18 protein-coding genes are annotated in these 19,157 nt (G+C 40.5%); 7 read left to right on the top strand and 11 right to left on the bottom strand.

The features are described from left to right. The first annotated feature begins 92 nt into the window (after window positions 1–92). On the top strand, window positions 93–854 hold the full coding sequence (locus MHI33_RS16090; RefSeq protein ID WP_044139317.1) for an ABC transporter ATP-binding protein: 762 nt from the start codon (window positions 93–95) through the stop codon (window positions 852–854). Next, window positions 844–2,781: an ABC transporter permease gene (locus MHI33_RS16095; protein ID WP_126740809.1), complete on the top strand. Its 1,938-nt coding sequence runs from the start codon at window positions 844–846 to the stop codon at window positions 2,779–2,781. Before MHI33_RS16090 ends, MHI33_RS16095 begins: the two co-directional genes overlap by 11 nt. Before the next feature lie 40 nt (window positions 2,782–2,821). Here MHI33_RS16095 and MHI33_RS16100 read toward each other — a convergent pair whose 3' ends face one another. Further along, entirely contained in the window at window positions 2,822–4,174 is a 1,353-nt protein-coding gene (locus MHI33_RS16100) for an amidohydrolase family protein (RefSeq protein ID WP_340912549.1), read from the bottom strand. 104 nt (window positions 4,175–4,278) lie between these two features. Beyond that, window positions 4,279–4,866, bottom strand: a complete 588-nt coding sequence (locus MHI33_RS16105) for an NAD(P)H-dependent oxidoreductase (RefSeq protein WP_111911292.1) — start codon at window positions 4,864–4,866, stop codon at window positions 4,279–4,281. 117 nt (window positions 4,867–4,983) lie between these two features. Between MHI33_RS16105 and MHI33_RS16110 the strand changes: the two genes are divergently transcribed. Next, the gene (locus tag MHI33_RS16110) at window positions 4,984–5,409 is read left to right on the top strand and encodes a MarR family winged helix-turn-helix transcriptional regulator (RefSeq protein WP_340912554.1); all 426 of its coding nucleotides are present in this window, start codon (window positions 4,984–4,986) and stop codon (window positions 5,407–5,409) included. A gap of 49 nt (window positions 5,410–5,458) precedes the next feature. Here the strand turns inward: MHI33_RS16110 and MHI33_RS16115 are convergent, their stop codons facing one another. From MHI33_RS16115 to MHI33_RS16145, 7 genes are all read right to left on the bottom strand, one after another. After that, window positions 5,459–5,635, bottom strand: coding sequence for a hypothetical protein (locus tag MHI33_RS16115; protein ID WP_185107143.1), 177 nt, complete (start codon window positions 5,633–5,635; stop codon window positions 5,459–5,461). Between the two features lie 14 nt (window positions 5,636–5,649). After that, a complete protein-coding gene (locus MHI33_RS16120) occupies window positions 5,650–6,402 on the bottom strand; it encodes a hypothetical protein (RefSeq protein WP_217013070.1) in 753 nt (250 codons plus the stop codon). Between the two features lie 253 nt (window positions 6,403–6,655). Then, window positions 6,656–7,270 carry a LysE/ArgO family amino acid transporter gene (locus tag MHI33_RS16125; RefSeq protein ID WP_340912558.1) on the bottom strand — a complete coding sequence of 205 codons (615 nt, stop codon included), beginning with the start codon at window positions 7,268–7,270 and terminating at the stop codon, window positions 6,656–6,658. A 130-nt stretch (window positions 7,271–7,400) separates the two neighbouring features. Further along, on the bottom strand, window positions 7,401–8,981 hold the full coding sequence (gene mbcS / locus MHI33_RS16130) for an acyl-CoA synthetase MbcS (RefSeq protein ID WP_217013068.1): 1,581 nt from the start codon (window positions 8,979–8,981) through the stop codon (window positions 7,401–7,403). A 225-nt stretch (window positions 8,982–9,206) separates the two neighbouring features. Then, window positions 9,207–9,419 carry an alpha/beta-type small acid-soluble spore protein gene (locus MHI33_RS16135; RefSeq protein ID WP_003216385.1) on the bottom strand — a complete coding sequence of 71 codons (213 nt, stop codon included), beginning with the start codon at window positions 9,417–9,419 and terminating at the stop codon, window positions 9,207–9,209. Between the two features lie 89 nt (window positions 9,420–9,508). Next, window positions 9,509–10,714, bottom strand: coding sequence for a tRNA uracil 4-sulfurtransferase ThiI (gene thiI, locus MHI33_RS16140; RefSeq protein WP_340912561.1), 1,206 nt, complete (start codon window positions 10,712–10,714; stop codon window positions 9,509–9,511). Between the two features lie 4 nt (window positions 10,715–10,718). Then, window positions 10,719–11,861 carry a cysteine desulfurase family protein gene (locus MHI33_RS16145; RefSeq protein ID WP_278176078.1) on the bottom strand — a complete coding sequence of 381 codons (1,143 nt, stop codon included), beginning with the start codon at window positions 11,859–11,861 and terminating at the stop codon, window positions 10,719–10,721. 200 nt (window positions 11,862–12,061) lie between these two features. Between MHI33_RS16145 and brnQ (MHI33_RS16150) the strand changes: the two genes are divergently transcribed. Both brnQ (MHI33_RS16150) and brnQ (MHI33_RS16155) read left to right on the top strand, forming a co-directional pair. Beyond that, a complete protein-coding gene (gene brnQ, locus MHI33_RS16150) occupies window positions 12,062–13,405 on the top strand; it encodes a branched-chain amino acid transport system II carrier protein (RefSeq protein ID WP_065098605.1) in 1,344 nt (447 codons plus the stop codon). Window positions 13,406–13,613: 208 nt separating this feature from the next. Next, window positions 13,614–14,957 carry a branched-chain amino acid transport system II carrier protein gene (gene brnQ / locus MHI33_RS16155; RefSeq protein WP_065098606.1) on the top strand — a complete coding sequence of 448 codons (1,344 nt, stop codon included), beginning with the start codon at window positions 13,614–13,616 and terminating at the stop codon, window positions 14,955–14,957. Window positions 14,958–14,998: 41 nt separating this feature from the next. Here brnQ (MHI33_RS16155) and ezrA read toward each other — a convergent pair whose 3' ends face one another. Next, window positions 14,999–16,702: a septation ring formation regulator EzrA gene (ezrA, locus tag MHI33_RS16160; protein ID WP_265208030.1), complete on the bottom strand. Its 1,704-nt coding sequence runs from the start codon at window positions 16,700–16,702 to the stop codon at window positions 14,999–15,001. A gap of 340 nt (window positions 16,703–17,042) precedes the next feature. On the opposite strand from ezrA, the gene hisJ reads away from it, so the two are divergent. After that, on the top strand, window positions 17,043–17,858 hold the full coding sequence (gene hisJ / locus MHI33_RS16165) for a histidinol-phosphatase HisJ (RefSeq protein ID WP_106066880.1): 816 nt from the start codon (window positions 17,043–17,045) through the stop codon (window positions 17,856–17,858). Here hisJ and refZ read toward each other — a convergent pair. Further along, window positions 17,828–18,493, bottom strand: coding sequence for a forespore capture DNA-binding protein RefZ (refZ, locus tag MHI33_RS16170; RefSeq protein WP_044139330.1), 666 nt, complete (start codon window positions 18,491–18,493; stop codon window positions 17,828–17,830). The genes hisJ and refZ overlap by 31 nt on opposite strands. A 126-nt stretch (window positions 18,494–18,619) precedes the next feature. Between refZ and MHI33_RS16175 the strand changes: the two genes are divergently transcribed. Next, window positions 18,620–19,117: a GAF domain-containing protein gene (locus MHI33_RS16175; protein ID WP_065098609.1), complete on the top strand. Its 498-nt coding sequence runs from the start codon at window positions 18,620–18,622 to the stop codon at window positions 19,115–19,117. Window positions 19,118–19,157 lie beyond the last annotated feature (40 nt).

The raw sequence follows: 19,157 nt of genomic DNA on the forward strand, positions 1-19,157 counted from the left end.
TGCTCGTCTGTTTTGTTCGCCAAATCGAAGGAAATGCGGCGGGCTTCTTTTTATACTAGAGGTATCAATTAAATAGAAAAGGGGATCGACAAATGAACATTTTAGAAGCTCGCAAAATATATAAAAGCTACGGAAATAAATTCAACAAACAAGAGGTGCTGAGTGGCATTGACTTGACCATTGAAGCCGGAGAATTCGTCAGCATCATGGGGCCATCAGGCTCGGGGAAAACAACCCTTCTGAACGTATTGTCCTCGATCGATCATGTGTCCAGCGGATCGATTCGTATCGCAGATGCTGAGATGACGCAAATGAAGGATCAGCAGCTCGCAGAATTCAGAAAAAAGCAGCTTGGCTTTGTTTTTCAGGATTATAACTTACTTGATACACTCACGGTCAAAGAGAACATCCTCTTGCCATTATCTATCTCCAAAACGCCGAAGAAAGAAGCTTTCGAACGTTTTCAACAGCTTGCGGAGGACATGGGTATCTATGAACTAAGAGACAAATACCCGAATGAACTCTCTGGTGGACAAAAGCAGCGGACATCAGCGGTCCGTGCCTTCATTCATGAGCCGAGTCTGATTTTCGCAGATGAACCTACTGGAGCGCTTGATTCCAAATCTGCATCTGATTTACTCAATAAGCTGCAAGATTTCAATCAAAAACGAAAAGCAACCATTGTCATGGTGACACATGATCCTGTCGCAGCCAGCTATTCAAGACGCGTCATTTTTATCAAGGACGGACAAATCTATACTCAGTTAAATAAAGGTGCTTTAGAGAGAAAGATGTTTTTCGAGGATATTATGAAAACGCAAGGTGTCTTAGGCGGTGTGAAGCATGAACATTAATCAGCTCGTCTTCCGAAACCTGAAGAAAAATTTGAAAAATTACTACTTATACGTGTTCGCTCTTGTGTTTAGTGTGGCGCTCTATTTTTCTTTTGTCACCTTGCAGTACTCACCAGCACTTGATGATGTAAAAGGGTCCATTAAGGGCGGTGCGTCGATTAAAGCCGCTTCGGTCCTACTCATTGCCATTGTTGGGATCTTCCTGTTATATGCGAACAGCATTTTTATTAAACGCCGAGGGAAAGAAATAGGTCTCCTGCAGCTCATTGGCATGACGAAACAAAAAATTGCCAAACTGCTCAATGCAGAAAATTTTATCCTATATGTGTTCTCAATGGCTGTTGGCATCATAGCTGGATTTATCGGTTCAAAGCTCATGCTGATGGTGTTATTTAAAGTAACCGGCGTGAACGCCATCGCCAACCTGCATTTTTCAGGCATGGCCCTTCTGCAAACGCTCATTGTCTTTTTCATCATCTATGGATTAATTATGTTAAGAAATAGATGGTTTATTAATAGACAGACGATTTTATCTTTGTTTAGAACCACGTCTTCTACAGAGCAGCGTGTGAAAAAAATCTCTGTGTTTGAAATCATCATTGGGGTTTTCGGTATTGTCTTGATCGGCTCAGGCTATTATATTTCTTCTCAGCTTTTTAGCGGCTCATACACGTCCATGCTTGAGTTATTTTCAGCCATGATTTATATTCTAGCCTCTGTCATTATCGGTACCTTTCTTTTTTATAAAGGCTCTGTTTCTTTCATTGCCAATATTGTACGGAAAAGAAAAAATGGCTATCTCGCCATTCATGAAGTCCTGTCTTTGTCATCTATTATGTTCCGATTAAAATCAAATGCACTGCTTTTAACGATTATAACAACCGTATCTGCTCTTGCGATCGGGTTGTTATCTTTAAGCTACATTTCCTATTACTCAGCAGAAAAAACGGCTGAACAACAGATTCCATCACATTTTGTCATGGGCTCTGAAAAGGAAGCAGCCACCTTCACTCGTGCACTTTCAGACAAGCATATTGCATATGAAAAAAAGCAGTTCAAGGTCATTCAAGCGGATTTTGACGCAAAGAAGATCATTGATACGGAGTTAAGCAGTTTGAATAAGAGTCCAGGAGTATTGATATTTCCTGTAATTAGTGAGAGGAACGTACCAAGCATTCATGTGGAGAACAACGAAGTCATTTTAAGCGGCTACAATGATTTATTAAAAAAAGTCATGCCGATTAAAAGCTCAGGTGATGTGAAACTTCTGATAAAGAAACCACTTGATTTAAAAGTCATTGATATGAAGAAAGATCACTTAATCTCTTACCGGTTCACTGCTGGCGGCATGCCTGTTGCCGTTGTTAGTCAAAACGTCTTTGAACAGCTGGACCAAAACAAGGATCCTAAGCTTCAGCTTGAGAATAACCAATATATTGCGATCAATGTAAATGATGAGAAACATGTTGAACAAGCCAATGACATCTTTACTTCTTTAAAAATGGGTGATGACAGCATGTCTCAATTAGCTTCAGCTCAGCAGCAGAAGCAAACAATGGGACTGATGATGTTTGTCCTCGGATTTTTAGGCCTAAGCTTCCTTGTCACATCAGGCTGTATTTTATACTTCAAACAGATGAATGAAAGTGAAGAGGAACAAAGCTCGTACACGATCTTACGTAAGCTTGGCTTTACAGAGAAAGATCTATTAAAAGGCATTCGGCTCAAACAGCTATTTAACTTTGGGATTCCGCTCATCATCGGATTACTGCACAGCTACTTTGCAATACAGTCAGGCTGGTTTTTATTCGGCGGTGAACTGTGGACACCAATGCTCATCGTCATGTCGATTTATACGGTGTTATATTCTATCTTTGGATTCCTATCTGTCCAGTATTACAAAAAGGTCATTAAAGAATCCTTGTAATCTATTCCCCATAGGCAGTTGCCTATGGGGATATGTTTGTTTATGATGGAGTTGATTCAAACTTATGCGATAGAATATGATCTCTTGCCGCATAAGCTTTCCGTTTGACCTCTTCTAGGTTCACACCGACAAGCTTTCCGTTTCGTTTCACTGCTTTTCCAGCCACATAGACAGAATCAACATTTGAAGGATGTGCCGTTTGGACAACCGCTCCAGCAGGGTCTGTCATCGGCAGAAGATTCATGCTTGTCCGGTCGATCAGGATGAAATCAGCTTCTTTTCCAGGTGTGAGCGAGCCAATTTTATGATCAAGCTGTAATGCACGAGCTCCATTGATCGTCGCAGCTTCAAGCATTTGATGAGCAGAAATTCCAAGTTCAGGTCCTGGCATAATGCCCTCCATCAGCAATGATTGATTTTGGATCGCACGCTCTGCCTGAAGCCCGAATTTCATTTGAGCAAACAAATCTCCGCCTGTCGCTGTGACCACGTCTACACCGAGCGTTGGAAGAACACCTTGTTCGATCGCAAGTCCTGTGACAGGATAACCGTGACCCATCATCATCTCAATTTCAGGTGTAATGGATATGGAGCTTCCACTATCTGCCAGCATCTTCATTTGATCCGCATCGATTGCATTGATATGCACCATGTTGAGGTCAGGTCCAAGTAACCCTGCTTTGTGAAGCAGCTCAATCGAATGATCCTCCGCTCCCCAGTTCCCAAAGCCAATGTGCATACTGCATAGAGCATCTAGCGACCGGGCTGTTTCAATTTCAAATACTGAAGTTTCCCATGAAGAAAACTCTGGTCCACGAATCGCAAGCCCCATTGTCAAAAGCTGATCTGATGATTGAAAATGTGCTTTTTTCACGCGTGCTGCGTCCTCCATATTGGTGAGCGTGCTCCCCCTATCCCAATACTCAGCATCTCCAGAGGAACCGAAAGCAAAAACAGCTCGAATGCCCGCATCTTTCAACCCTCCGATGAGTTCTTCTGTATGATCCATTGAATTGATCATCGTCCAGTCTAGAAATGTGGTCACTCCGGCATCTAACGCCTCTAATGCCCCTAAATAATTCGCAATTCGATCGTCAGATGGGCGTCTCATCGCACCATAGTTCCTATAATAGATTTTGCTCAAATATGTCTGTAAAGACCAATCTGTGCCTATGCCTCTGATGACAGACTGCCACACATGACGATGTGTATCCACAAGCCCTGGCATGATCACCATATCGGACGCATCAACAATGGCGGCATCATTTGCTTCAATTAAAGGTCCGACTTCTAAAATGTGTGTCCCTTCAATTAATAAATCTCCTTTTTCTAAAAAACCTAAAGTTGGATCAAGAGTTAAAAGCGCTGCATCTTTAAACAATGTTTTCTTCATCCATATCCCCCTTTTCAAATGACGAGGAAGAGTTCTCCCACCCTCACTGTTATTTTAAAACATAAAAGGATCAAATTAGAAGAAAAGTGACTTCGCTAACTGTTTTATGAGCTGATTTTTCTGAAATAGTTGTAAATACGTTTTAATTTGACGTCATGTTTTCCTTTTGGGCTTTCCATCATGCCGAACTCAAAAAACTTCACAGGTTTGATTCCGACATAGTGTAAAAGGGCTCGTTTCATTAAGATCTTGTGTGCATTTTGCAAAAAGAACAAAGGGTAGTTGGTTGGCCCTTGCATCGTCGATACACAAACAGCACTTTTTCCTTTTAACAGTCCTTCTGGAAACAGCCCGCCTGTTTGACGATAAGCAAAATTCGCAGCAAACATGCGGTCAATAAAGCCAAGCAGCATGGCTGGAGGTCTTCCCCACCAAATAGGATATACGAACACGATTTTGTCCGCCCATTTGATCTTCTCCTGATACACCTGAATGTCAGGGTCCTTATGCATGTCACGTCTTTTTTTCTCTTTATTAAAAATCAGCACGGGATCAAATTCTTCTTTGTATAAATCGATGATTTTCACTTCATGAACTAGTGGATTTTCTTCACTGCCTTTCATAATTTCTTTTAAAAAAGCACCATTTAAACTATTGTGATGGGGGTGAGTATAAATAATGAGTACATTCATGTATGATCTCCTTTTATTATCATTTGATAACTAAAGGATATACCTTCGTTATATAGTTGTCAAATGATAATTGTTTTTTGATAATAATTTTGGTATGTTACGTAGGAGGTGATAAACATGAAGCATCCCCATTTCTTCCAGGAATTCGTAGCATTTGCTTCTACTTTTTCAGAACTAAAACATGACCTGATGAACAAAGTCAAACCAGCTAACTTAACGACCTTACAATACTTAATACTAGAGCAGCTAGCAGTCAGCGAACCGCTTACGCCTAGTGAAATTGCCGACTGTCAGCACATGTCTCTTCCGAATGTCAGTAGAGAACTGAAAAAACTACATGAAAAACAATTGATAGATAAAAAGGAAGACCCAGTTGATAAACGAAAGCATGTCATTACGCTGTCTGACCAAGGCCGCGCTTGTATGAACGAAGCCTTCATGTATATCGAAAAGATGTTGATAGACCGTCTCTCTTCCTCAGATATACAACAGGTGGATGACATCGTACAAGCTCTCCGTCTTTTAAACCGAACAATCTTTTAAAAAAAACCTTTGCATGAGCGGTATGCTCATGCAAAGGTTTTTTATTTTATTAATGAAGAGATGCTAAAAGATACGTAATGAAACCAACAATAGGAATAATTGGAATCATGAATTTCAATGTTGTATTTGTATTCTTATATAAATTCCATAGCAGCACTGGTATACCAAATGTCAACGTATCAAAAACAGCAAGAACTACTCCCTTGCGCTGTTCATTATGAGCCATTCTAAAACCCCCATTCACCAAACTTTTTTCACACAATAACCGGCTATTCCTGCAGATATTCCTCCATTAATCACTGCGCATGCTATACAGCTAGCAGGTCCCGTTAAACAAATATAATAGCACGCTCCTAAAACCATTGAACGTAGCGGAAGAGATTCATTCGGGCCGCTTTGCTTTTTTAAGCAGTTCCAAAACTTGTTCCAACTAAAACTCGTTTGAATTTCTGAATCATCTGCCTGGAAAATTTTTTTATTTAATTCCATCATATCTTGCTTTGCACCATTTTCACCATAGGTAAAAGATCCTTTTAAAAACTCCCCTTTTTGGTTGATATGGAACTTATTTTTCAATTTTCCATTTTGGAAGAAATATGAGTGCAAATTTCCTTTCTCATCGTATTCTGCAAGTTGAATATAGTAAGCTTTTATTTGGCTCAATGAAACTGAAATGAAGGAAACATTGTCTAACAGCTGATTATCTGACTTCTTCTTTTTAAGATAAAAGTAAACAACATCCGTTTCAGCAGCGTTCAGATGAACGGCTGCACTTTCTCCATTTAATAGATAACCTTTATTTTGGGCTAATTCTTTTGCCTTTAAAAATTGAGAGCTTTTTTTTGCCTTTTTTATGAGTTTTTCTTCTATTTTATCATTTTGTATCTTTTTAAAAGACTCGTCCTTTTTTATGGTAATAGCTTTTCCTACAGGAAATTGTCCGAATAAAAGTGCTATAAACATTAACACACAAAACATTTTTCTTAACTTCATCATATATCCTCCTTTAGCAAATTTCAAAAAAATTATAACCTCTAAAGGAAAATAATGTAATAGTCCTTTTTGCTAATAAAACCCACTAGTGGTAATGTATCATATACCCTATTTCTTATCATTTCCTATAGGCAATTGAATGTGATCTTCCTCTTGCGATGATAGTGATACTGGCTGAAGAGCCTTTCCAATACACAAAAAAGCGCCGGATCTTACCTCCCAAGCGCTTCTTTGCTTTATCCTCTATGTACTTTTATACAACCAATTGATACGCAATATATAACGCGACAAGCCAGATCATGACCGCTGAAGCTTTATTGATACGGTTCATCCACTTACCGTTTGTATCTAACTTCCCTAGCATTTTCCCTAAAAGAGCGAGCCCAATAAACCATAACCAGGACACGATGATACAAGCGAGTGTAAATGCCAGTTTTTCTGCCCCGTTATATTGAAGCGAATTTGTTCCAATCACGCCAATGGTATCGAGAATGGCGTGGGGATTTAAAAGTGAAACTGAACAGGCAAAGAGAATTTGTTTTCTCGCAGGCATGAATTCCCGCTGCTCTTTAGCATCTGTTGATGAGCTTGTGTTCCACACAGACCATCCCATATAAACTAAAAAACAAAATCCAATGAGATAAAGACACATTTGCAGTACAGGAATGTTGAACACCACAACAGAAACCCCAATGACAGCTAACGCAATTAAAAGTGTGTCACAAAGAGCAGCAGTGATAACGACAGGTAAGGCCTGATATAATCGCGGCTGAAGCGCTCCTTGCTGAAACACAAATACATTTTGTGCGCCCAATGGTAAAATGAGGCCAAAGGCAAGCACAATTCCATGAACGATGGCAATGAACATCTTCTAACATTCTCCTTTTCCAGCAATTCCTACACATTTTAACATAAAACATCATAATCACTTCCAGCAGATTTAATTTTCCATAAAAAAAGCGCTGGATGCTTTCATCCAAACGCTTTTCGTTTATTCATCATGATCCCTTACGTGCAAGCTCTCTTTCTCTCAGCTCGACACGACGGATTTTCGCTGACGGTGTTTTTGGCAGTTCGTCAATGAATTCAATTTCTCTTGGGTATTTGTAAGGTGCTGTTGTGTTTTTGACATGTGTTTGTAGCTCTTTGATCAGCTTATCACTTTGCGCTGATTCATCACGCAGGACAACATATGCCTTCACGATGGATCCTCTGATTTCATCTGGACTAGCCACAACCGCACATTCTTTAACTGCTGGGTGTTTAATCAGCGCATCTTCTACTTCAAACGGCCCAATGGTATAGCCTGAGCTGACGATGATATCATCTCTGCGGCTTTCAAACCAGAAGTATCCATCTTCATCTTTTTTCGCTCGGTCACCGGTAATAAAGTAATTCCCGCGGCGCTGCGCCTTTGTACGCTCATCATCTTTGTAGTATTCCTTAAATAGCGCTGGCGTTTCGAGATGAACCGCAATGTCACCAACTTCTCCAGGAGCGCATACGTTGCCGTCTTCATCAATGATCTCGACTTCGTTACCAGGTGTTGGTTTGCCCATACTACCAGGCTTGATGTCCATTCCTTTTAGCACCCCTACGAGCAGTGTGCTTTCTGTTTGGCCATAGCCATCTCGTACTTCTATATCGAAATGCTTTTTGAATGTATCAATGACTTCACGGTTCAGCGGCTCTCCCGCAGACACGGCACTATGCAGCTTTGGAAGCTCGTATTGACTCAAGTCATCTACTTTCGCCATAAATCGGTATTCTGTCGGCGTACAGCATAGGACATTGATTTCATTTTTTTGAAGTAGCTCTAAGTACGTATTTGGATTGAACTTCCCTCCGTATACAAAGCCTTCTGCGCCACTTCCTAACACAGATAAGAGAGGGCTCCACACCCATTTTTGCCAGCCTGGTCCTGCTGTCGCCCACACTTTATCTCCTTCATTAATGGAGAGCCATGCTTTGGCAGCAGTGCGTAAATGTGCATATGCCCAGCCATGTGTATGAACAACCCCTTTTGGGTTACCAGTTGTACCTGATGTATAGGATAAGAACGCCATGTCTGTGCGTGTTGTTGGAGCCATTTGCAGCTCGCTTGATTGCTCTTCCTTTTGCGCGAAAATGTTTGTCCAGCCATAATCGTTTTCACCGATTGAGAATGTTTTAAAATCGTTTGGCTGATTGGTTCCATCGAACGATTGAATGAATGAAGAGTAAACGATCGCTCCTTTTGCTTCTGCATGTTCAATTCGGTAATCTAAATCTTTTGCACGCAGCATTTCTGAACAAGGAATGACGACCATCCCTGTTTTCAAAATAGCCAAATAAATGCTGTATGCCTCTAGCATGCGCGGCACCATCACAATGATTTTATCGCCTTTTTTAAAGCCTGCATCTAACAACACATGTCCGATTTTATTGGCATCTTCCACTAAAGCTGCATAAGTCACATGTGCTTCCCCGCCATTTCCGTCCTGCCAGTGCAGAGCCATTTTCTCGCGGTTATGACTGAATGCTTCAATCTCGCTGACTAAGTTATATTGTTCTGGTGCAATTAAGTCTTCTCTTTTCATGGTACAGCTCCTTTTTGCCTCTTTCTATGAAACCATTCATGTTTCAATTTACCTATTCTAACATTCATAACTGAAAAATGCTTGAATTAGGACCTACTCCTAGTATTATGCCATAATTTTCGCCATTCGTCCTCTTTTTAAAAAATATTCTAACAATTTATATGTACAAAAAGAAAAGAGCGGGAATAATCCCGCTCATAAGCCATAGCTTTTCAATTGTGTGTCTTAGAAAGATCCGCCACCCATATGTTGTTGAGCGTAAGATACAAGACGTTTAGTGATTTCTCCACCAACTGATCCGTTAGCGCGAGCTGTTGTTTCTGGTCCAAGGTTTACACCAAATTCTGAAGCGATTTCATACTTCATTTGGTCGATCGCTTGTGCAGCGCCTGGAACGACTAATTGGTTAGAACTGCTTTGTCTGTTTTGTTGAGCCATGTGTTCTCACCTCCTTGTGAATATAGAATGTGTAGAAACACATGACTTCATGCGATTGATTTTATGGTAATTATTATGAAATTTTTATTTTAGAATAAATCAGCGAATTCGTCAGCCGCTTTCTTCTCATTTTTGACGATAATCGTTTCGATTTGATCTACTGCCTCATCAAGCATTGGCTCGAAATCAGCAAAGCTTTCGTAGCGTTCTACTTTCTCAAGCTTTGGTTTTGTTTTAGGAGACGGCGGCGTAAAGATCGTACAGCAATCCTCAAAAGGCTGAATGCTTGTATCATATGTGCCAATTCGTCTCGCTTCATCAATAATGTCATTTTTATCAACCGCAATCAGCGGGCGAATGATTGGCGTATTTGTGACATGATTAATGGCATACATGCTTTCAAGCGTCTGGCTTGCGACTTGGCCAAGGCTTTCACCGGTAATAATCGCAAGTGCATCACGCTTCGCTCTTATTTTATCTGCTATTTTCAGCATCATTCTTCTTGTTGATGTCATCGTATAGTTTTCAGGTACTTGTTTGTGAATCAGCTCTTGAATTTTGGTGAAAGGAACAATGTGCAGCTTCACTTCGCCTCCATATGCCGCTAAACATTCTGCAAGATCAATGACCTTTTGCTTGGCACGTTCAGTTGTATATGGGGGACTAAAGAAATGTACAGCTTCAATTTGAATTCCGCGTTTCATGGCCTGATAGCCGGCAACTGGGCTGTCAAAGCCGCCTGAAAGCATGAGCATCGCTCTTCCGCTTGAACCAACTGGCAGTCCGCCTGCACCTTTGACATCTTTAAATGTAATATATGTCGCATGTTCTCTTATTTCAATGCGCAAATGCACATCCGGCTGTTTGACATTGACCGTTAAGTTTTCCGTATTCTTCAGCACATGTCCGCCAATTTCCCGGTTCATTTCATTTGAATCAAGTTCAAATTGCTTATAAGAGCGTTTCGTTGAGACCTTAAATGTATTTCCTTGTTCATACACTTCCTGTACCGCTGTTAAAGATGCTTCTTTAATGGCATCGAGATTTGTCTCACATTTCACCGCCAGACTAAAGCTTTGAATGCCAAATACGCCTTTAAGCTGTTCTGAAATCGGTTCAGGGTCTTCTCCGTTCAGCATAATCGTAATGCGGTCTCTGTCAGATGCATACTTTAATGCTTCAAAGTCTTTCAATACAAACCGGATATGCTGCCTTAGTTTTTCAATAAATTTCTTTCTATTTTTTCCTTTTGTTGAAATTTCACCAAAACGGACTAAAATATGATCATATTTCATGCTGTTATCTCATTCCTTTTAATTTTTTCACACTTTGTGCGATCGATGTGATGATTTGCGGCGCTAGTTCGGGTCCTTGTCCATACGTCAAACTGATTCTCATACTGCTTTTTGCCACTTCTTCCGGCCTCCCCATCGCTAGGAGAACTTGGCTTGGCTCTTTTTTCTTGGCTGAGCAGGCAGATGTTGTCGAAACATACATGCCTTCTTTTTCAAGCATATGAAGAAGGACCTCAATTTGAATACCTGGTACTGAAAAATTCACAATATGCGGCGCACTTTGGGTTAGCGGTGTGTTGATGACAATACCTTCTATTTCTCCAAGCTGCTTTTGCAGCTGCGTTTTTAAGTTTAGCATTTCATCATGATGTATTTTCAGCAGTTCGAATGAATGTTTCATGGCTTTTGCTAAGCTGACAGCACCAGCAGGGTTTTCGGTACCTGAACGTAGGCCTAATTCCTGCTCTCCTCCTGTGATAAAAGGTGCGAGCACTACACCTTTCTTTAAAAAGAGCGCTCCTGTGCCTTTTAAGCCATGAATTTTATGGCCAGATATCGTCAAAAGATCCACATCCAGTTGTTTATCAAGTGCTACTCTGCACATTCCCTGCACCCCGTCGACATGAAATAGGGCATTTTCAGCATGCTCACGAATCATGCCAGCAGCTTCTTCAATCGGCTGGATGGCACCCGTTTCGTTATTGACGTGCATCATGCTGACAAGCACTGTATCAGGGCGAAGCACTTCTTTTAAATGGTTCATATCTGCATGGCCATGCTCATTTACTTGAATATAGGAGATGTCAAAACCAAATAAAGCCTTCAGTTGTTCAAACGATTCGATGACAGAGGGGTGTTCAATTGCTGTTGTCACAATATGTTTCCCCCGATTCATTTTGGCGAGAGCTGCTCCTTTAATGGCGATGTTATTTGCTTCTGTTGCACCAGAAGTAAAAATAACCTCATATTGTTTCAAACCTGTATAGTGAAGGATTTGTTTTCTCGTTTCACTTAGCAAGCGGCTCGCATCAATTCCGAGCTGATGTAGCGAAGACGGATTCCCAAAAAAACGTTCACTCACTTGCTGATATACTTGTAAAACCTCAGGGTACGGTTTTGTTGTTGCACTATTATCGAGATAAATCATACTTGGACTCCTTACAAAAAGCTTTAAAAATAAATGCATTTATATGTTACCATAATGAAGTCAGACAGAGAATTTTCTGAAAATGGCAGTTGACAACTTTTCATTTTCACTATATCATGCATAGTGCAATTGGCACATAAACACCTAAATTGTCAGAATATTTAAATTTAGCACAATACACTGGATAAGGAGGAACTATTTTGAAAAATAGTTTAAGTATAAAAGAGACATTAGCCATTGGTTTAATGCTTTTTGCATTATTCTTTGGCGCAGGAAATATGATTTTCCCGCCTGTCCTTGGACAATATGCAGGTGAGAATGTTTGGCTTGCTATCGGTGGATTTTTACTCACAGGAGTTGGTCTTCCGCTTCTAGGAGTTATTGCTATCGCCCTTACAGGTACCGGTGCAAAAGGCCTTGCGGATAAAGCCCATCCTATATTTGGAACCATTTTCACTGTCATTCTGTATTTATCCATAGGACCATTTTTTGCTATCCCGCGAACAGGTACGGTTTCTTACGAGATTGGATTAGCACCGTTTCTGTCTGAAACACAAATCTCTTCATGGGTACCGCTTTTCTTATTCACCCTTGTGTTTTTCACGATTACGTATCTGCTCGCTTTGAACCCTTCAAAGCTTGTTGATCGAATCGGCAAAGTGTTGACACCTATCTTATTAACGGTCATTGCAATTATTGTATTTAAAGCCATAGCTACACCGATGGGAATAATCGGTGCGCCTGATGCGACTTATAAAGCAAACCCTCTCTTCACTGGGTTTTTAGAGGGCTATAAAACAATGGATGCTCTCGCTTCTCTCGTATTTGGAATCGTTGTTGTGACAGCTGTTAAAGAAAGAGGCATCACAGAGCGCAAATCTCTTGCGGCGGCCTGTATAAAAGCTGGCCTTGTTGCAGCAGCTGGACTAGCACTAGTGTATATCTCGCTTGCTTATGTCGGTGCTTCAAGTCCTGATACAACCGGAATGGTTGGGGCAAATGAAGGCGGCAAACTGCTTTCACTATCAGCAAGCTTTTTATTTGGTTCTGCTGGTAACATTGTCCTTGGTGTAGCCATTTTATTTGCTTGTCTCACAACTAGTGTTGGGCTTGTCTCATCATGCGGCGAATATTTTTCAAAGCTTTTCCCAGCACTTTCTTATCGCACAGTCGTACTCATTGTTTCTTTATTTAGCACATTGGTTGCAAACCTTGGACTGGCACAAATCATCTCTCTATCGGTCCCTGTACTCGTAGCGATATATCCACTGGCAATTGTCATTATTTTATTGTCATTCCTTGACCGCTGGATTAACGGTAGACGAGTGATTTATGCAGTACCCCTGATTTTCACTGGGTTTTTTGCCATTATTGACGGCTTACTGGCTGCCAAATTCAATCTCGGTGGTTTGCCTGCCTTCTTAGACGCATTCATTCCATTTTACGATTTAGGCATTGGATGGGTCGTACCAGCAATTATCGGCGCAGGTATTGGCGTACTCATCTCTATGTTTACTAGCCCGCCTAAACAGCTCGCATCATAATCATGCTTCAAACATCCCCTTCCAAAGATGAAGGGGATGTTTTTTTATTGTCCTCCATATACTAAAATAGAAAAATTCATGACTTTTGTACGAAAACACATGTTGACATCAGACGCACATCCTTTATAATTAGTGAATGTTAATGAAGAACGGTTTTAGCAACTAATTAACAGAATATTTCAACATAATATTGGAGGCTTTATATTCAATGAAGGCAACATTGTCGACGAAAGATACAGTTATTATCGGTTTTATGTTATTTGCTCTATTCTTCGGCGCCGGAAATATGATTTATCCACCAGAACTTGGGCAATATGCTGGCACAAATGTATGGAAAGCAATGGGCGGATTTTTATTAACAGGTGTCGGTTTACCTCTTCTAGGGATTATTGCAATCGCTTTGACAGGTCGAGATGCGAAAGGATTAGCTGATAAAGCTCACCCAGCTTTTGGAACAGCGTTTACCGTCATTTTATATTTATCTATTGGGCCACTTTTCGCTATTCCTCGTACAGGAACAGTTTCATATGAAATTGGTGCATTACCCTTTTTAGCAGGTGTACCAGCTTGGCTCTCCCTTCTTTTATTCACACTTGTCTTTTTTGGTATTACGTATTATCTTGCTCTAAATCCAACGAAGATTGTAGATCGTGTAGGGAAAGTGTTAACACCGATTAAATTTACGATTATTCTTCTTATTATTGTCAAAGCCATTTTAACGCCGATGGGCGTCATTGGCACACCTGATGTATCCTATAGCAACGGGTCATTTTTCAAAGGATTTTTAGAGGGCTATAAAACAATGGATGCTCTTGCTTCTATTGTGTTTGGGGTTGTTGTCATCAACGCCATTAAAGGACGCGGTGTGACAAGTAAAAAGGCACTGACATCTGCTTGTATCAAAGCGGGTCTGATTGCAGCTTGCGGATTAACATTTGTTTATCTATCTCTTGCTTATTTAGGCGCTTCAAGTACACACGCCATTGGTTTTGTTGGAGATGGCAGTAAAATCTTGGCTCAGTCTTCTCAATTCCTATTTGGCAGTTTAGGAAATATTGTGTTGGGTGCTGCGATTACGGTTGCTTGTTTAACAACAAGTATCGGCCTCGTTACATCATGCGGAGAGTATTTCTCGAAGTTACTACCTAAGCTTTCGTATAAAATGGTCGTTACACTCGTGACATTATTCAGTTTTATCATTTCGAATTTTGGACTTGCTCATATTATCGCTTTCTCTGTACCAGTTTTAACTGCGATTTATCCGCTAGCGATTGTGATCATTGTTTTGTCACTTGCTGATAAGTGGCTTGGACATAGAAGACCTGTATATGCTCTCTCTTTAATTTTAACAGGCTGCGTCAGCTTATTTGACGGCTTAGCAGCTGCGAAACTTCCAATCGATCCAATAAAAGACTTCTTCCAATCAATACTACCTTTATATGACCTTGGCATAGGCTGGATTGTCCCTGCAATACTTGGGATCGTGATCGGATTTGTAATCTCTCTTTTCACTTCTTCTGCTTCAGAAGAGCGTCAAAAACAAGCGTCATAATATAAAAAAAGCTGAAGTCCATTGATAGGACTTCAGCTTTTTTATTGATGCTGATACTCTTTTTCTTGCTGAGCTAACAGCTTTTGAACAGCTCCGGGTGATGCTTTTTCAACAGCCGCTGCTGCTATATCAAATGATCCGTTGTAATCATAGGCGTAAAATCTTCGTTCAGCCTCTTTTAATTGTTCTGAAAGAATATGGTTTTGACTTCTAAAACGATTGCCGTATTGAATGATTCGTTCAATTTGATCCACTTTACCAAGCATTTCTTCTGTCTCATCCACAACATTTCTGACTGTGTCAGAGGCATCTTTTAATTGCTGATTTACTGCCGGCATGTTGAGCGGCAGGTTTTCCAGCTGCTCATGTACTTGATGAATCATCTCCTGCGCTTTTTCAGCCCGCTCTTTCATCTCAGCAGGTACACCTGGAATATTGCTTTTATGCAGCTGGCGTACTGTATCTGTCAGCATGGTTTTGAGCTCAGCCAGTGTTTCTCTCGCTTGTAATTCTTCTTTTCTTAACGATTGGAGATGACCTTTAAATGTGTCATGCAATGCTTTTGCATCTTCGATAAAGGTCTCCAGCTGATTGATTTCATCCATTAATAATGAATATGCCACGTGATCACGATCAAGCTTCTCACGGATTTGTTTCATCAGCTTTTCAATTTCTTCTAAACGTTTTTCAAATGCTTTCTGTTGATCGAGTTCTCCTGCTGTCAGCTTGTAGCTTTCTTTCACAAGAGCCGTTTCTGCCTTTGTTTGTGTGTGATCTTGCTCGAGCTTTTCGAATGCTTCTGTGAGCTCAGGCAATCTGCTTTTGATTTCCTGACCTGCTTCTACTTCCGCCTCCAGCTGATCATACAGCGTCTCAATCGCATCATCAATCATTTGCAGAATGCTTGATGCCTCTTCTAAATTGAGTTCATCAATGAGCAATTTTTCCGCCCTCGCAAGCTGTTTGTTTAAAGTCTCCAGCTCTTTCGTGATCTGAATGTGCTCCAACTTGTAGCCTTTTTCTGACATTTCTTGATATCCGTCTTTCAGCTTCGTCAGCTGACCTGGTACGGTTTGTTTGCAGTCTGCAATAAGCTTTGGTACATCATTGATATATAGTTGAAGCAGGTCGAGTCTGCGGTCTTGCTCAAGCAAAATCTTTCTTGCTTTCATGTAGTTTCCGTTTTCTGTTTCTTCCTCGTACTGCTTGATCCCTTCCCAGGCCTCATCTAAGTCCTGCTCCATTTTGTCATAAAGGGTGCCATATAAATGGCTGTACGCAAGTAGATTTTTTCGAACCGTTTGATATTGCTCTTTGACCTTTTCAATGTCCTTGCGATTTTGCTCCTCGCTTGTGACAAGGTCTGCAATTTCTTTTAAAATGTCTTCAATGTTCGAATCAGCAGCACTCAGCAAGTCCTCAATATGCGTTAGAACCTGCTTGGCTTTGGAGAATCGATATTTATCAGAATACTCTTCTGCGTCATATAATAGCTCCTCTACCTTTGGAAGATGGGCTGTGACGATATCGTCCCACTCTGCACGCCATCTTTCAAAAAATTGCTCTGTTTCTCCGGTCATTTTTAAGTGTTTGATTTTTGAAATTTCTTCTACAATTGATCTGTTCAAAATTTCAATTTTCCATGCTTCCAATCGGTCAATCTCTTTATATATATTTTTTCTGAGGAAATAACCGACTGAAAACAAAGCAAGCAAAATGACAATTAAACCGATGATAAACTCCATAATGAGCCCCCTTGTTGTGATCTAAGTGATGTCAGGGTAAAAGTGTCCCGAGTAGACCTGAGAACCCTTTCGTGTCCGCTTTGCATTTGTTTTTTTATAAACAGGATCGTATGTTTTCCAATACCATCCATTCACGGTTGTATGTATGTTTTTCAAGAAAGTATTTGAGTGCTTTCTATCATTTGATCACACGTCTTCATGTGACCTGCTTTTATGTATGCGGAAGCTGTCGTTTTCATTGTTATTATGATACCATGTAACCAGCATTTTTGGTCATGATTTTTCATTATTTTCGCTGATAAACATGACGTTTTTCAAAATATCGACAAGAGGTGACGACATGCTGAAGCAAGATGCACATCTACATACACCGTTTTGCCCGCACGGCTCGCTTGATTCTTTTCATTCTTATATTGAAAAAGCCATCAAAAAGGGATTTGATTCCATAACCTTTACCGAGCATGCCCCTCTGCCTCCATCGTTCCATGATCCAACACCAGAGCAGGATAGTGCAATGAAGCTCCAAGAACTTGAATCGTATATAACGAAATTGGATCAGTTGAAACAGGAATACAAAGGCCAATTAATAGTAAAAACTGGGCTTGAGGTTGACTATATCAAAGAGTATGAAGAGGAAACAAGTGCCTTTTTAGACTGCTATGGTCCAGAACTAGACGATAGCATTTTATCTGTTCACTTTCTTCCTGCTTGCGATGATTATATTTGCCTTGATTTTGACGAGCATGCCTTCCAGCAGCTAATAAGCCTCTACGGCAGCATCGAACAGGTCTATCAAAGCTACTATGACCAAATTTACTCTTCTATTCTATCATCTTTAGGTCGCTATAAGCCAAATAGAATCGGTCATATCACCCTTGTGCAGAAATTTAAACAGCTTTTCCCATTTGAGATGACACCTGCACTTTGTCAAAAGGTCACCCTTTGTCTTGAAGAAACGGAAAAAAAAGGCATGTCCTTAGATTTTAATACATCAGGTCTTCGTAAAACATATGCCAGAAGTATCTATTTAGATCAATGGATGATTGATCTTGCAAAACAGAAAAAAATTCCGCTCATTTTTGGGTCTGATGCCCATCAAGCGGAAGATCTCGGATATGCTTATGATCAATTCGAAGACATCATGAGTTTTAAATGAGAATCTAATGCCGGCTTTTTTGGTTCTAGTAAATGATGAAGCGAGCGGCTCAGTTCCTTAAAATACATTTGATAGAAATAAGGCTCATTTGGATTTAAATAAAGCACCTCCGTTAAATATTGCGGCTGTAAATAGGGCATCATGAGTAGTGATTTCAGCTGAATCATAAAAGATGAGATGGAGAGCTGCTCACAAATCACATGGGTGCTTTTTCCTTTTTCAATGATGAGCTGAAACAAATATTTTTCTTTCGTTAAATAGGTCGACATAATTTCTCTAATGAGCGTCGAATCAATCGTCACCTCTCGATAAACGAAACGGGTTAATTGACGGTGCTTGTGCTGATAAGATAAAATATCAAAAACCACATGTAGTAAGCATTCTTTTGCATGACGAGTTTCCATGTGATGGATATGTGATTCAATCATGTGAATATAGCCTTCATAAAAATCGGATACGAGCTGCTCAAGCAGCCCTCCTTTTCCTTGAAAGTAATAAGAAATGTGGGCAACGTTGACGTTTGCTTCCTTCGCAATCTCACGGACAGAGGTTCCAGAAAATCCTTTTTGGTTAAAAAGTCTGATGGCAGCTTCAATAATACGGTCTTTTGTTTGCACGGTTGTTGATGCTTTCATCCGCTCACCCCTCTTCATGTGTACATACTTCAAGATGAAGGCGGAAGTTCCTTTTATATTTGCTCGACAAATCCCACATGCGAAACGCAAGTTATGTATTTTTGAGATAGAAAGTAGGAGATTTTCATGTTTCATGTCGAAAAACAGTCTGGCGATCCATCAAAAGACTATCAATTGCTCGTTAAACAGGTCGAAGCCATTACAGATGGCGAGCCTGATCTAATTGCCAACCTAGCAAATGCGGCGGCGCTATTGTATCATTCACTCCCAGAGGTCAATTGGGCAGGATTTTATTTGGCTAAAGGCGGCGAGCTTGTGCTCGGACCGTTTAACGGACTGCCTGCATGTGTGCGTATCCCATCTGGAAAAGGCGTTTGCGGTACTGCATTTGCAACAGGTGAAGTCCAGCGTATCGCTGATGTGCACGCATTCCCTGGACATATTGCATGTGATGCAGCATCACAATCTGAAATTGTCGTTCCGCTCAAGGTAAATGGAGAGATCATTGGGGTGCTCGACATTGACAGTCCCGTGAAAGACCGTTTCAGTGAATTAGATGAAACCTACTTAATTCAATTTACCGAGGTACTCCAAAAGGCATTATCCGCCTCTACAAATGCGTAATCTTACAAAAAAGCAGGCATATTGTCTGCTTTTTTGTTTT

The sequence above is a fragment of the Bacillus sp. FSL K6-2971 genome, from assembly GCF_038006405.1.
GTDB classification, from domain to species: domain Bacteria; phylum Bacillota; class Bacilli; order Bacillales; family Bacillaceae; genus Bacillus; species Bacillus pumilus.